The organism is Sphingobium subterraneum (genome assembly GCF_014199435.1).
Lineage (GTDB): Bacteria > Pseudomonadota > Alphaproteobacteria > Sphingomonadales > Sphingomonadaceae > Sphingobium > Sphingobium subterraneum.
Genome location: NZ_JACIJP010000001.1, coordinates 1,085,015 through 1,099,103, shown reverse-complemented (window position 1 = coordinate 1,099,103; position 14,089 = coordinate 1,085,015). Strand labels below are relative to the sequence as shown.

Below are 14,089 nucleotides of genomic sequence, written 5' to 3'. Positions count from 1 at the left end.
GACCGACAACGGCGTGCCGGTGCAACATCGAACCATGGCAAAGCAGGCGGGCGCATTTTTGACAATCGGTGAATTGTCGGCGGAACTGGGGGTGCCGCAACATGTGCTGCGCTATTGGGAAGGGCGCTTTCCCCAGCTCCGTCCGCTCCAGCGCGCGGGCAATCGCCGTTATTATCGCCCGGAAGATGTCGAGCTTGTCCGGGAAATCCATCGGCTGCTGCAGATCGAGGGGCGTACCGTGAAAGGCGCCCAGCTCGCGCTGGCGGCAAGGGACCAGGCGGAAGTGGCACCTGTCCTCCTCGCGAAAACGGTCCAGGGCAGCGCACAGCAGACATCCGTTGATCTGCTCCAACGCCTTCAGGCGGTCCGCGCCGTGCTGGCCGAAGCGCTGTCCGACACCGATTAACGGCTGCGCATCCAGCCTCTGCTTTAATCGCTGGCGTCTGGACCCAAGGTGGGGTCGAGGTCACGCGGCCGCTTGAAAAGGGTCAGCCGTGCCGGGCTCTTTCCCAGACTGTTCCAGTCGTCGCCGTCCCATTCCATCACGGCTATACTCGCGGTTGGGAACTTGGCCTCCACCGCGTCGCGCAGGGAGGACGATCCGTCATCGGGCACCAGGTCGAGGATCAGATCTTCAAGCCCGGGATTATGGCCGACCATGATGACGCGGTCGATATCGGCTGGCGTATCGTGCAGCACATCGAGCAGCGTGGAGGAGGAGGCCAGATAGATGCGCCGGTCCCAGTGCGGATCGATAGCGTCGCCATATCCCAGGAAAAACGCGTCCAGCGTATCGCCGCAGCGCACGGCGGGGGAAGAGAGCATAAGGTCGAACTGCATGCCCTGCTCGCGGGCATAGCGGCCCATCATTTCCGCTGCTTTCTTGCCTTTTTCGTTCACTGGGCGGTCGAAATCCCGCGCAACGGGATCATCCCACCCGGATTTGGCGTGGCGTAGCAGCGTCAGGCTTTTCATAATTGGCTCATCCCCGATTCCTCCGCCTGATGCACCAAAGGCATTTCAAATCCAAGTCGTTCGCTTACCGATAGGATTGCTTCGTCCAGTGTAAGACGGTGGATGGGGACCGTAGGCGGGAAGGCGGATAGCAATCGGCTGGGCATGGCCGCAGACAGGATGACGAAGGTCCCTATGTCGTCTGCGCGGCGGATGAGGCGACCGAAGGCCTGGGCGAGGCGCGCGCGGATGATTTCGTCGTCATAACGGCTTCCGCCATGCGCGAGACGGCGCGCGGCATGCAGGACGGTCGGCTTGGGCCAGGGTACCCCCTCCATCACCAGCAGGCGCAGCGAGTGGCCGGGCACGTCCACCCCATCCCGCAAAGCATCAGTGCCGAGCAGGGACGCGCGTGGATCGTCGCGAAAGATGTCGACAAGCGTGCCGGTGTCCATCGGGTCGACATGCTGGGCGTAGAGGGGCAACCCCGCGCGTGCCAGACGGTCGGCAATGCGGGCATGCACGGCGCGCAGCCTTCGGATCGCGGTAAACAGACCGAGAGTCCCGCCCTGCGCGGCTTCGATCAGTCGCGCATAGGCGCCCGCCATTGCGCCGACGTCTCCGCGCTTGATGTCGGTAACGATCAGCACCTGCGCCTGCCGCCCATAATCGAACGGGCTGGGCGCTTCGAACCGGGCAGGCTCCTGTTCCATATGGAGCGCGCCGCTGCGGGCTTGTGCGCTGTTCCAGTCGCCGCCGCCGCGTAGCGTGGCCGAGGTCACAATGACGCCTGACGCGGGTTTGAGGACGGTCTCCGCGAAGGGACGGGTCGGATCGAGCCAGTGGCGGTGGATGCCGATGTCGTACTCGCGCCCCTCGAACCGGTCGACAGCCAACCAGTCGACAAAATCCGGGTCGGCCGGACCGCCGATGCGCGCGAGCAGGGCCAGCCAGCCCGACACAAGATCCGCTCGCCACACCAGCGAGGCGATCGCCCCCTCGATACGCGCCCTTGCGGGGGCATCCATCCAGTCGGGCGCGTCCTCGATGACCGCCTCCAGCCGCTTGCCCAGCGTGTTGAGAGGACGCAGCAGGGCGTCGAGGCTGGCGGCGGCCGCCATCGCGGCATCGACCAGCGCGCCATCGGGATCGGCCAGTTCGGTTTCCAGTCCATAGCCCGCGTCGGCGTCCCGGCCGTCTTCGCTGCGAGCGTAGACTTCGCCCCGGACGGCGGCGAGAAGGGCTTCCACGGGACCATAAGGTTCCCCTGCGACCACGCGCTTCAGCCAGTCGTCCGAGGGCAGCGCCATCGCGGCGGCGCGCGCCTGCTCGATCGCGATCGCACCTTCCGCGTCGTAGCTGGCGAGGTCGGACAATCGCGCGGCCAGGCCCCGCCTGCGCCCGCGCGCTGTGCCTTCCGGTCCAATGATCCAGCGGCGCAGTTCGATGCTTTCCTGCCCGGACAGCGCCAGCGCGAAGGTCGAGTCGGCCGCGTCGAAGATATGATGGCCTTCATCGAAAATCATGCGCGTGGGCCGAGCGGCAGCGTCGCGTCCGCGCGCGGCGTTGACCATCATCAATGCGTGATTGGCGACAACGATATCGGCCTGAGCCGACGCACGTACCCCATGCTCGATGAAACATTTCCGGTAATGTGGGCACCCGGCATAGATGCACTCGCCGCGCCGGTCGCTAAGGGCGGTGGTGCCGTTGCGGCGAAATAGCGTGGGCAGCCAGCCGGGCAGGTCGCCGCCCACCATGTCGCCGTCCTTGCTGTAGCCCGCCCAGCGCGCCACGAGCTGCGCGAGGATCGCCGCGCGGCCGGAAAACCCACCCTGCAGCGCATCTTCGAGATTGAGGAGGCAGAGATAATTCTCGCGTCCCTTGCGCACCACGACCCTGCCGCGCCGGTGGGTTTCGTCGCCGGGGGCGAGGCGCAGCGTTTCCTTGTCCAGCTGCCGTTGCAGGGCCTTGGTGAAGGTCGATATCCACACCGTTCCGCCCGCCTGCTCCGCCCAGAGGGATGCCGGCGCGAGATAGCCGAGGGTCTTGCCGATGCCCGTACCCGCTTCGGCGAGCAACAGGTTGGGCCGGTCGCGCGCCATGCGGGGAGAGAATGTGCGGGCCGCTGCTTCGGCGTAGTCGCGCTGGCCGGGTCGGGGTTCGGCCTGCTTTCCGGCAAGTTGGGCGAGCCGCTCCTGCACGGCATCCGGATCGAGGCTAAGCGGCCGGGGCGAGGGGCGGGGGGCCTGCTCTTCCCATTCGGGAAGGCGTGAAAACAGCCAGCGTTCCGCCTGTTGCGGGCGGGCAATGTGCGGTCCGACCAGCGGGGCCCATGGCCAGCGCAGCCTGTGAAGCGCCTGCGCGGCGGTCCATGCGCCTTCCCGTTCCGTCCAGTCGGCGCGGGCCGTGGCGGCGATCATCGCCTGCGCAGCGCTGTGGAGAAAAGCCGGTACGTCCATTTCGCGCGCCGGGACAGGCACATCGAGCGCTTCCGCCAGACCCTTGGGTGTGGGCACAACGAAGCGGGCGGGGAACAGGAAAGCCCAGAGTTCCAGAAGGTCGAGACCGGACAGGTCGGAATAGCCCAAACGCTGCCCGATCAGCGGCGCGTTGAGAAGGATGACGGGTGTTTCGGCGGCGCGGCCGACGGCTTCCCCGCGCGAGATAGCCACGGGCGCGGCGCCCGGCTCGCACAGCCAGATGCCCGCATGGCTGGCATGCAGCGCGGGAACAGGCAGCAGGAGCGGAGAAGCGGGGACCGACACCCCTTTGCTTTACCGGAGCAGCAGACGGCGGCAACCGCTAATCGATGGAAAGCCGCGCAGGCCAGAGCCCGCGTCGATGGTTCAGTGGGTACGGCGACCAAAGCCCGGAATGCGCGGCATCATCGCCGGAGACCAGGAGCCGGTTGCGAGCCCGTCGGTCGCCTTGTGCCCGATGCGGGCCTGTTCCAGTCGCCGATAGAGCGGACCGTCGTGCAGGTTGAACGGGAAGCGCGCGCCGAAGCGATCGATTTCCGCCCAGATCACGAAGCCGAACAGCGTCTGACCTTCATAGTCGATCTGGAATTGCGTTCCCTTGCGCGGGGCAGGACCGGCGATCAGCGCGCCATATTCGGTAAGGTCGATGATATTCGCCGGAAACGAGTCGAGCACGGTCGTGATCGTGACCGGAATATCGACCGCGATGCGCGCCTTCTTGCGCGTTTCGGGATGGGAAGCGGAATACGTCATGCTGCCATTGTACCGGAATCATGGTTAACGGAATGCTAAAAGCCAATAGGGTGGGACCAGAAAAAGCCGCCATCGCGAAAAAGGCTTAAACTGCCGCCGCCGCGGGGCTAAGGGGCGTCAACCACAACAGAAGTTGACCCGAACATGACAGCAGCTCCCTCCGTTCCGTCCGCCGCCCTGCGCGAGGCCGCCTTGGTCTCCAAGGCCTGGCCCTTCGAGGAAGCTCGCCGGGTGCTCAAACGGCTGCGCGACCGTGCGCCCGAAAAGGGCTATGCGCTGTTCGAGACCGGCTATGGTCCGTCCGGCCTGCCGCACATCGGCACGTTCAACGAAGTGCTGCGCACGACAATGGTGCGCAACGCCTTTCACGCGCTGTCAGACATTCCAACCAAGCTGATCGCTTTTTCCGACGACATGGACGGGTTGCGCAAGGTGCCGGACAATGTCCCGAATGCCGCGATGCTGACCGAATATCTCGGCAAGCCGCTGACGGCGATCCCCGACCCGTTTGGAAAGTTCGAGAGCTTCGCGGCGCACAACAACGCGATGCTGCGCGAGTTTCTCGACCGGTTCGGGTTCGATTATGATTTCCGCTCATCCACCGAACAGTACCGGTCGGGGGCATTCGACGATGCACTGCGCAACGTTCTGCGCAACTACGGCGCGATCATGGATATCATGCTGCCGACATTGCGGGCGGAGCGGGCGGCGACCTATTCCCCCGTGCTGCCGATCAGCCCGAAGTCGGGCATCGTGTTGCAGGTGCCGGTCGAGGTTGTCGATGCCGATGCCGGAACGATCCGCTTTACCGACGCGGATGGTGAGACCATCGAGCATTGCATATTGGGCGGCGGCGCGAAGCTGCAGTGGAAAGTCGACTGGGCGATGCGCTGGGTCGCGCTCGATGTCGATTACGAGATGTACGGCAAGGATCTGACCGACAGCGGGGTGCAGTCAGGACGGATTGCCAAGGTGCTGGGGGGCAGCAAGCCCGAGGGTCTGATCTACGAGATGTTCCTTGATGAAAAAGGCGAAAAGATCAGTAAATCAAAGGGTAATGGGCTTTCCCTCGAAGAATGGCTAGCCTATGGTTCCGAGGAGAGCCTTGCTTTTTACGCCTATCGTGAGCCCAAGAGCGCCAAGCAATTGCACATCGGCGTAATCCCCCGCGCGGTGGACGAGTATGAGCAGTTCCGGGGCAATTATGCCGAACAGCCGCTCGACAAGCAGCTCGGCAACCCGGTCCATCATATTCATGACGGCGATGTGCCGACGCAGGCCATGCCGGTCAGCTTTGGGCTGCTTCTCAACCTCGTCAGCCTGCCGGGGCTGGATGACCGCAAGATCGTCTGGGATTACCTATCCCGCTATGCGCCCGACGCGACGCCCGAGCAATTCCCGCGCCTCGACGCGCTGATCGGCAATGCGGTGAATTATGCGCGGGATTTCGTGGCGCCGACCCTCCATCGCCGCGCGCCGGACGCCAACGAGGCTCTGGCTTTGCGGGAGCTCGATGCGCAGCTCGCCGCGTTGCCCGATGATGCCACGGCGGAGGATATTCAGAACATCGTCTATGCGATCGGCAAGGATCCGCATTATGGGTTCGAGCAACTGCGCGACTGGTTCAAGACGCTGTACCAGACCTTGCTGGGTGCCGACCAGGGGCCACGCATGGGGAGCTTCATCGCACTCTACGGCATTGCCAACAGCCGCCGGTTGATTGCGCAAGCGCTGACGGAGTAAGTCGCATAAAGGAAAAGGGCGCCCCGGTTTCCCGAAGCGCCCTTTTTTAAATAAGAGTGTTACCAGAAGAAGTTCCGGTGAACCTCGACCACTCGGCCGGTCCGAACGTTGACAAGCAGCACGTCGTCATAGTTGCGAACCCAGCGCAGGTTGCGGCCCGGTGCGGCAAGGCGGTAGCGGTTCCAGTCGTTCACATAGTAGCGTGACGAATAGTAATTCGGCCTCAGCTGCGCACCGGCATTCCACTGGCGATACTGCCACGGCGCGCGCCAGTTGCCACGGGCATAGACATTGCGATTCCGCTCGCGGTAATCGCGCCAGTCCTCACGGACTTCGCGGCGTGCGTCGCGCACGTCACGGCGTTCCTCGCGAACATCACGGCGGTCGCCGTAGCGCTGCGCATCACGCAATTCGCGCTGCTCTTCGCGCAGATCCTGTCGGCTTTCGCGCACTTCCTGGCGGGACTGTGCAGAGGCAACGCTCGGAACGGCGGTTGCGGCCATGAGGGCAAGAATGATAGTCTTTCGCATGTTGTTTCTCCCATGCTTGTTGGACAGTGAGCCATCAACGGGGGAGCCGCTGATGAGTTCCTTATGCATGAGTCGTTCTGAACCTTGCGGGAATGAAGAATTCATCCAAATGAAAGACTTGAGAAGTTCTGTTAAAATTCTTTGTTAACTTCCGGGCGTCCATGGCCGTTCGCGAAACCATTTGGTGAGGACATATTTCGTTCCTTTCACGACCGGCAGGGCCGCATGCAGGCTGTCCGGATTGGGCGACCCGTCGGGACGCAGATTATTCCAGATCAGGATCATCCCCTCGCGCGGCGGGATCATGAAACCGCACTGCGCGAACTGGGTCTCGCCGCCCTCCTCAACATCCGACAGGTACATCATCGCCGTCCAGCAGCGCTGACCACCCTGCGCGCGCATGCGCGGCCAGTAGGATGCAGTGATCCCGAAATAGTCGCAATGCAGGCGATATTCCTGTCCTTGCGTATAGCGCTGCCCCTGAATGGTTTCGCCGGTGGTAGGGTCGAGGCCTGTCAGGGCGACAATGCGATTGGTGAGGCCGATGACGAGCGGGTCGTGGGCGTCGAGGTGGCAGCTATAGCTGGACCGGTATTCCGAACCGCTGCTGCCGGAAAACAATGCCGACGGCTCGGCGCCCGCATCGATCATCGCGCGCATGGCCGCGCACTCCTGGGGGGTGGCGAAATGGGCGCGGCCGAATATTTCGAGCTTCGGATTGGCGATTCGCGTGACCATGGGATTGCGGGAAAGCTTTGCCCGCACTTTCGCGCCGAGTTTCGCCCGGGCGGGTGAGGCGGACGCGCCGTCATCGTAAATCGTGTTGGTCATCATCCAGAGATGCCATCAGGGTGCGGGGGTTGCAAGACGACTTGAACGCGAAAACGCCCGGAACATCGCGGTTCCGGGCGTCCTTCAGGCTATGGGAGCCTTACCAGAAAAAATCGCGGATCACGTCTACGATATAGCCGTCGCGTATATCGACCAACAGGGCGTCGTCATAATAGCGGACCCAGCGGAGCGACCCGTATGCGGGCGGCAGGCGATAGCGATAGGGATCGTCGATCCAGTAGCTGTCGTTGAACAGCCCGCTATAGAGCGTCACGCCTATGCTGAAGGGACGGTATCCATAGTTCCAACCGCGCGGAGCATAATAGGCTGGCGCCCGATACACGCTGCGATACTGGTTGCGATAACCGCGCCAGTCATAGCGGCGGTCATTGCGCCACTGGCGGTCCCACCGGTCACGATCATGGCCGTTGCGGTCCCAATTGCCGCGGTCCCAGTTGCCGTAGGCCGGATTGCGACGATCGTTGCCACGCCAGTCCCGCCGGTCATCACGACGGTCGTCGCGCCAGCCCTGACGATCGTCTCGGCGATCGTTCCGCCAGTCCTGCCGGTTGTCGCGGCGATCGCTGCGGCCTTCCTGCCGATCATCGCGACGATCATCCCGACGATCGTTGCGGAAGTCCGGGCGGTTGTCACGGCGGGGGTCGTTCTGGGCCTGCTGCTGGCGTTCGCGAACCGCTTGCCAACCGTCGGCCCGGTTGGGCGTGCGGTCAGGGCGCTGCGCATCCGCACCACGCTGGTCGTTGCCGCGCCATGCGCCGCGATCACCGCCTTGCCACCGTTGCCCGCGGTCCGCCTGTGGGGCAGGAGCTGCCTGTCGGGCGGGTGCAGGAGCGGGCGCGGCCTGAGGAGCAGGATTGTCACCACCACGGCGCCAGCCGCGGTTGCCGGCGTCGCCGCCTTGCGGTCCATTACCAGGTCCACCGCGCGCTTCGCCACCACGGCGGCCTTCCCATTGCTGCGCCGAGGCAGGTGCAACGCCCGTGAGCGCCGTCGCTGCCAACATCCCCGCGATCAAAATCTTTCTCATCATGATCAGTTCCTCTCGAGAGGGCCGGATCGGTCCTCCATGATCAAGGGGATTATCAGCCTGTCCATGAGCCGGTTCTGAACCGCCTTGTCAGCGAATTGAAAGATTTCGGTAACCTATTGTTCCGCTGGAGGGCGGGTAGCCAGCGGCGCGACTCCATCTGCTGCCGGTTTTGTCGCGACGGCGCGCAGGGCGGGCACGGCGCGCGCCGCGTCTTCGGGCGTGATACCCGGCGGCGGGGCGGCGGCGACCTTTTCCTCCCCGGCCTGGATCTTCTCGGCGCGGCGGATGGCAGCACGCCAGCGCGGCTGGGTGCCGCAACGGCAAAGGTTCGTGAGAGCACCGTCGATCTGCTCGTCGGTTGGATGCGGATTGCGCTTCAGAAGGACGGCGGCGGCCATGATAAGCCCCGACTGGCAATAACCGCACTGGGGGAGGTTCTCCGCAACCCAGGCCTGCTGTACCGGGTGGCTGCGATCGGTCGAAAGCGCCTCGATCGTGGTGACAAAGCGGCCTTCGCAGGCAGCGATGCTGATTCGGCAGCTGCGCACCGACTGCCCGTCGATGTCCACGATGCACGCCCCGCAATCCCCCGTGCCGCATCCGTACTTCGTCCCTGTAAGGTTGGACGCATCGCGTAGTGCCCATAGCAAGGGCGTTTCCGGGTCCATGCGGTATTGGATCGGGCGATCATTGACAGTGAACTTGGTCATGGCGGGCGGGATATCACGGGCGTGGGATATTGGCCAAGGGGCTATGGACAACAGCTTGGAGGGACGCAAATCATGGAGGGAGAGCTGCGGCAACTTGCCTGCCTTTTGCCTTGAATTTTGGCGATCATGTTGGTAGGGGCGTGCCATCACGGCGCGGAAACGGGTTCCGCGACGAAGTTTTTCTGTTGCTTATTGGCCGGTTGCGGAGGTTTTCCGCGAGTCTGGCTGCACTGGATTGGAGAACGACGGCCTTATGCAAATCATCGTCCGCGACAATAATGTCGACCAAGCGCTGCGCGCGCTCAAGAAGAAGCTGCAGCGCGAGGGCGTGTATCGGGAGATGAAGCTGCGCCGTCATTACGAGAAGCCGTCCGAAAAGCGCGCCCGTGAAAAGGCTGCCGCGGTGCGCCGCGCGCGCAAGATGGACCGCAAGCGCATGGAACGCGACGGCGTTCGGTAAGAACGGTGCTGTGCCACCGGCGCAGCGCGTCGGTGGTTTGTTTCTACCGCATCGTTGATCCGGGGCATCGGCCCCTCTGCTGATTTTCAGGGTAAAGGCACCTTCATGTCCGTAACCGCCGTTCCGCTTCGCCCGATCGCCAAGGGATCGTTGACGAAACTCTGGGTCGGCGTTGCCGCGCTGGTGCTGGCCGCCGGTGGCCTGGCCTATGCCGGGAGCGCAAGCGTCGGCGCGCTGGAGTTTGAGGTGGTGCAGGAAGGCACGGGCCCGAGCCCGACGGCGTCCGACGTGGTGCTGGTGTCCTATGTCGGCAAGCTCGACGACGGCAAGGTTTTCGACGAGAACCCGCAGGCAGCGTTCCCCGTGGACGGCGTCGTCCCCGGCTTCTCGCAGGCACTCCAGAAAATGAAGAAGGGCGGCCGCTACAAGGTCGTTATTCCGCCGAGCCTGGGCTATGGCGCGAAGGCGGCGGGGCCGATCCCCGCCAACTCCACATTGCATTTCGATGTGCACCTGCTCGATTTTAAATCACAGGAAGAGATCCAGCGGATGCAGCAGCAAATGCAGATGATGCAGGGCGGCGCGCATCCCGGCGGAATTCCCGGCCAGCCGGGTCAGTAACCGGAAAGGGCTGGCAACAGCTTCTTGAGCAAAAAATCAGGCCGTGGTCCTTCGGGATGGCGGCCTTTTTGCTGTTTGAGGTATAGGCGCCGCAAGAGCGTGCGTCTGATGGACCGAGCGACTCTCTAGTTGGCCGGGTCATCCGCCAGTGCCGCGCCATTCTCCCGCGAACGCTCTTCCAGATAGACCTTGATCATCGCGAGGATCGGGTCGGCGAGAGCAAGACCCAATATACCGAATAGCGCGCCAAACAGGATTTGCGCACCCAGGACGAGGGCGGGTGCCAGATCCACGGCGCGCCGCGCGACCATCGGCACGATCAGATAGCCGTCAATCATCTGCACAGCGAGATAGACGCCCACCGCATAAAGTCCCGTGTCCACACCGGACGAAAAGCCGACGATAATGATGAGCACGCCGGAAATGATCGATCCGATGTTGGGGAGGAACGCCAATATGCCGGTCAGGACGCCCAGCAGCGCCGCCATCGGTACGCCCCCGAGCATCAGCAGGATCCACGTGCCGAAGCCCTCGACCGCCATCCCGACCAGCCGCCCGGCCATCAACCGGCGCAAGGTCCAGCCAATTTTCGTGGACACACGGTAAAAGGTCTCGCGCTTGTTCATCGGCAGCATCCACGCCATGCCGCGTTCGTAATTGGCCGGTTCCGCCGCAATGAAGATGGCGAGGATCAGCATCATGACGGCGCTGGTAACGACGCCCACCGCCGTCGAGACCGCAGCAGTGACGCGGCCGAGCGACGAAAAAATCTGCTGTCCGACCGATTTGAGATCTTCGGGCGTGGCGGTGATCCCGAATTGCGACGCAAGGCCACCCACTCGGGCAATCTGCGCCTCGACCAGCGCGCGCAATGCCTGCGCCTGCCCGGCTAGTTCTGAACCGGTGAGATAAACCGTCCATCCCATAAAGCCGAGCACGCAGAGAATGACGATCGCAAGCCGCCAGCCGCGCGGAATGGGCAGGACACGGCCCAGCAGGCGCGCGCCGCCGTCGATCATCGTCATCAGGACGATGGCACCGATGATCAGGAGAATGGGCTGGATGAGCAGGACGAACAACCCGGCGGCGGTGACTACGCCAAGCCAGACCATCGCGCGCTGAAATTCCTTATGGACCAGTTCGCTGCGCGGTTCGGAGGGACCGGGTTGTTCCAGAGCGGGATTGCGCTTGGTCATCGCCCTTGTTCCCGTGGCGTGCGCAGGGTTGTGCCGGCCCGGCCGCTGCGCAGTGATCCGATCCACGTCATCGGGTTCCACGTCGTGTTGCCGTTCAGCGAGAAAGTGATGAATTCGGCCCGGCCACCGATCGATTCGAATGGCACCGGCCCCCCCAGCCCACGTTCGGCGAGCGGCGCGCGGCTGTCGGCGCTGTTGTCGCGGTTGTCGCCCATCAGGAAGAGATGTCCCGACGGCACGCGCACCGGGCCGTACCAGTCAAGCGCGCTCGGCCCGACATCGATGATCTGATAGGTTTTTCCGTTGGGCAGAACTTCCCGTCGGACGGGCAGCTCACACACATCCTTGCCATCCTGGCCATGGACCAGCGCTCCGGGAAACTGGAAGGCCGGGCAGGGGGCATCCGCATCCACCGGGATGCGCAGCGGCGGCAGCGTATATTGGGGTACGGGTATATTGTTGATCATCACCTGTCCCGCGCGCACCTCGATAACGTCGCCGGGCAGGCCGATGACGCGCTTGATGTAATCTTCGGTGGTGTTGCGGGGAGTGACGATCACGATGTCGCCGCGTTCCGGCAACGTGCCGAACAGACGCCCTTTGAGAAACGGTAGCGGGTGAAAGCTGGGCGAGACATAGGACCAGCCATAGGGATATTTGCTGACGACCAGCCGATCTCCTTTCAGCAGCACGGGCATCATCGATTCGGAAGGGATATAAAACGGCTTGGCGACAAAGCTGTGGAACGCGAGAACGGCAAGCAGCAACAGGGCAATGCTGCGGATTTCCCCGACCCAGTCGACATGATGGTGCGCGGCTGCAGGAGAAACGCTCGCTGTGGCATGCTCGTCGGGCGCCGAAGCTTGGCCTTGCGGGAATTGCTCGTTTTCCATCACGCTGTCGGCCGCCATGTCCATTCCGTCCTGTTGTGCATTGCGCGGGCTATTCGGGCAAGGCTTCTAATATGACAAACGCTTGAGCCCATGGATGATCATCTGTGAGCGAGATGTGAATGGCGAGCCGATGCCCGGGGGGGACGAGGGCCTGCGCCCGTTCCAGTGCACCACCGGACAGAGCGAGCGTCGGTGCCCCCGACCGGGCATTGACAACGCCAATGTCTTTCATGAACACTCCCGCGCGAAATCCGGTTCCAACTGCCTTGGAAAACGCCTCCTTGGCGGCGAAACGCTTGGCCAGCGTTCCCGCCTTGGTGAACGGGCGGCGGTTCGCCTTGGCGCGTTCGACCTCGGTGAAAACCCGCTGCTCGAATCGTTCGCCGAAGCGGTCGAGCGATTGCTGGATCCGCTCGATATTGCAGAGGTCGGAGCCCAGCCCGATGATCATCCGCGCGCCGCGTCCATCAGCTCGCGCATCTTGCGTACCGCTGGATCAAGGCCAGAAAAGATCGCCTCGCCGATCAGATAATGGCCAATATTGAGCTCGGCGAGCTGTGGGATCGCGGCGATAGGCTGCACATTGTCATACGTCAGGCCATGGCCTGCATGGGGCTCCACGCCGTTTTTCGCGGCGAGCGCCGCCATGTCAGCGATGCGCTTCAGTTCGGTGGCGCGTGCTTCGCCCTCGGCATGAGCATATTCGCCGGTGTGGAGTTCGATCACCGGCGCGCGCAGGCGCAGCGCGGCCTCAACCTGGCGTTCATCGGGCGCGATGAACAGGCTGACGCGGATGCCTGCATCGCTCAGGCGGGCGACGATCGGCGCCAGACGGTTATGCTGCCCGGCGGCGTCCAGCCCGCCCTCCGTCGTCCGCTCCTCGCGCCGCTCGGGTACGATGCACGCGGCATGGGGCCGGTGGCGCAAGGCGATCTCCAGCATCTCCTCCGTTGCCGCCATCTCCAGGTTCAAGGGCAGGTCGGTGGAGGCCTGGATGCGCGCCAGGTCGTCGTCGCGAATGTGACGACGGTCCTCGCGCAGATGAGCTGTGATGCCGTCTCCCCCGCAGGCTGCGACGATTTGCGCCGCCCGCACCGGATCGGGATGATCGCCGCCGCGCGCGTTGCGGATCGTGGCAACGTGATCGATGTTGACACCGAGGCGGAGACGGGTGCTGGCCACCGCCGTCAGATCTTCCGGCTGCCGGGCTTGACGGCGGGGATCGCGGCCAGCTCGGGCGGCACGTCGGCAGGGTCGTACACCGGGAAGTTCAGCGACACGAGGGGATAGAAGGGCACGCCCAGATCAGCCTCACCGGCCGACCGGTCGACCAGTGCGGCTTCTGCCAGCACGACGCCACCCGCGTCGCGCACCGCATCCATCGCCTGACGCGAGGACAGCCCGGTCGTCACGACATCCTCGACCAGCAGAACCTTTTGTCCTTCCGCGATGTCAAATCCGCGGCGCAGTTCGAACGTGCCTTCGGGGCGCTCCAGAAAGATTGCATCGACGTCGAGAGCGCGGCCCATTTCATGGCCGATGATGATGCCACCCATGGCGGGCGATACCACCAGATCGATTTCAGCGCGCAGTTCCCGAGGAAGCTTCTGAGCAAGAGCGCGGGCCAGCTTTCCGGCGCGCTCAGCGTTCATCAGCACGCGGGCGCATTGCAGATAGTTTGCGCTCCTGCGTCCGGAGGAGAGGATGAAATGACCCTCCAGAAGAGCCTCTGCCGCCCGGAATTCCGCCAGTACTTCCTCATCTGTCATCGCGACTGCTATTCCCCGTTGTGTTCCCGCGCGCGCGGGTCGCACGCGCACCGGCAGATAGGGGTGTTGGCGCGCCGTTGCAACCGCGAAGGAAA

General features: G+C 63.8%; 16 protein-coding genes. 4 read left to right on the top strand and 12 right to left on the bottom strand.

All coding sequences use genetic code 11. The annotated features are described in order from the left end of the window. The first annotated feature begins 34 nt into the window (after positions 1–34). Positions 35–406 (top strand): MerR family transcriptional regulator, encoded by a 372-nt coding sequence (locus FHS92_RS05325; protein WP_184078143.1) that lies wholly within the window; start codon positions 35–37, stop codon positions 404–406. A 23-nt stretch (positions 407–429) separates the two neighbouring features. On the opposite strand, the gene FHS92_RS05320 is transcribed toward FHS92_RS05325, so the two are convergent. From FHS92_RS05320 to FHS92_RS05310, 3 genes are all read right to left on the bottom strand, one after another. Then, positions 430–975 carry a SixA phosphatase family protein gene (locus tag FHS92_RS05320; RefSeq protein WP_184078141.1) on the bottom strand — a complete coding sequence of 182 codons (546 nt, stop codon included), beginning with the start codon at positions 973–975 and terminating at the stop codon, positions 430–432. Continuing rightward, complete coding sequence (locus FHS92_RS05315; RefSeq protein ID WP_184078842.1) at positions 972–3,698, bottom strand: ATP-dependent DNA helicase; 2,727 nt, start codon at positions 3,696–3,698, stop codon at positions 972–974. Before FHS92_RS05315 ends, FHS92_RS05320 begins: the two co-directional genes overlap by 4 nt. A gap of 105 nt (positions 3,699–3,803) precedes the next feature. Next, a complete protein-coding gene (locus FHS92_RS05310; protein WP_184078139.1) occupies positions 3,804–4,190 on the bottom strand; it encodes a PilZ domain-containing protein in 387 nt (128 codons plus the stop codon). Between the two features lie 144 nt (positions 4,191–4,334). Here FHS92_RS05310 and FHS92_RS05305 point away from each other — a divergent pair, with 144 nt between their 5' ends. Further along, complete coding sequence (locus tag FHS92_RS05305) at positions 4,335–5,933, top strand: lysine--tRNA ligase (RefSeq protein ID WP_184078137.1); 1,599 nt, start codon at positions 4,335–4,337, stop codon at positions 5,931–5,933. A 59-nt stretch (positions 5,934–5,992) separates the two neighbouring features. On the opposite strand, the gene FHS92_RS05300 is transcribed toward FHS92_RS05305, so the two are convergent. The 4 genes from FHS92_RS05300 to FHS92_RS05285 form a co-directional block, all read right to left on the bottom strand. Further along, positions 5,993–6,463, bottom strand: a complete 471-nt coding sequence (locus tag FHS92_RS05300; RefSeq protein ID WP_184078134.1) for an RcnB family protein — start codon at positions 6,461–6,463, stop codon at positions 5,993–5,995. Between the two features lie 144 nt (positions 6,464–6,607). Then, positions 6,608–7,294, bottom strand: coding sequence for a prolyl hydroxylase family protein (locus FHS92_RS05295; RefSeq protein WP_184078132.1), 687 nt, complete (start codon positions 7,292–7,294; stop codon positions 6,608–6,610). A 100-nt stretch (positions 7,295–7,394) separates the two neighbouring features. After that, the gene (locus tag FHS92_RS05290; RefSeq protein WP_184078130.1) at positions 7,395–8,345 is read right to left on the bottom strand and encodes an RcnB family protein; all 951 of its coding nucleotides are present in this window, start codon (positions 8,343–8,345) and stop codon (positions 7,395–7,397) included. A gap of 113 nt (positions 8,346–8,458) precedes the next feature. Continuing rightward, positions 8,459–9,055 carry a (2Fe-2S)-binding protein gene (locus tag FHS92_RS05285; protein WP_184078128.1) on the bottom strand — a complete coding sequence of 199 codons (597 nt, stop codon included), beginning with the start codon at positions 9,053–9,055 and terminating at the stop codon, positions 8,459–8,461. Between the two features lie 253 nt (positions 9,056–9,308). Between FHS92_RS05285 and rpsU the strand changes: the two genes are divergently transcribed. Next, positions 9,309–9,515, top strand: a complete 207-nt coding sequence (gene rpsU / locus FHS92_RS05280) for a 30S ribosomal protein S21 (protein ID WP_184078126.1) — start codon at positions 9,309–9,311, stop codon at positions 9,513–9,515. 105 nt (positions 9,516–9,620) lie between these two features. Further along, positions 9,621–10,136 carry an FKBP-type peptidyl-prolyl cis-trans isomerase gene (locus tag FHS92_RS05275; protein ID WP_184078124.1) on the top strand — a complete coding sequence of 172 codons (516 nt, stop codon included), beginning with the start codon at positions 9,621–9,623 and terminating at the stop codon, positions 10,134–10,136. 125 nt (positions 10,137–10,261) lie between these two features. Here the strand turns inward: FHS92_RS05275 and FHS92_RS05270 are convergent, their stop codons facing one another. The 5 genes from FHS92_RS05270 to pyrE are packed head-to-tail and all read right to left on the bottom strand — an operon-like array spanning position 10,262 to position 13,994. Further along, positions 10,262–11,332: an AI-2E family transporter gene (locus FHS92_RS05270; RefSeq protein ID WP_184078122.1), complete on the bottom strand. Its 1,071-nt coding sequence runs from the start codon at positions 11,330–11,332 to the stop codon at positions 10,262–10,264. Continuing rightward, positions 11,329–12,243, bottom strand: a complete 915-nt coding sequence (lepB, locus tag FHS92_RS05265) for a signal peptidase I (protein WP_246351764.1) — start codon at positions 12,241–12,243, stop codon at positions 11,329–11,331. The genes FHS92_RS05270 and lepB overlap by 4 nt, the downstream gene beginning before the upstream one ends. Before the next feature lie 31 nt (positions 12,244–12,274). After that, entirely contained in the window at positions 12,275–12,676 is a 402-nt protein-coding gene (gene acpS, locus FHS92_RS05260; RefSeq protein WP_184078120.1) for a holo-ACP synthase, read from the bottom strand. After that, positions 12,673–13,416 (bottom strand): pyridoxine 5'-phosphate synthase, encoded by a 744-nt coding sequence (locus tag FHS92_RS05255; protein ID WP_184078839.1) that lies wholly within the window; start codon positions 13,414–13,416, stop codon positions 12,673–12,675. The genes acpS and FHS92_RS05255 overlap by 4 nt, the downstream gene beginning before the upstream one ends. After that, entirely contained in the window at positions 13,413–13,994 is a 582-nt protein-coding gene (pyrE, locus tag FHS92_RS05250; RefSeq protein WP_184078118.1) for an orotate phosphoribosyltransferase, read from the bottom strand. The genes FHS92_RS05255 and pyrE overlap by 4 nt, the downstream gene beginning before the upstream one ends. Positions 13,995–14,089 lie beyond the last annotated feature (95 nt).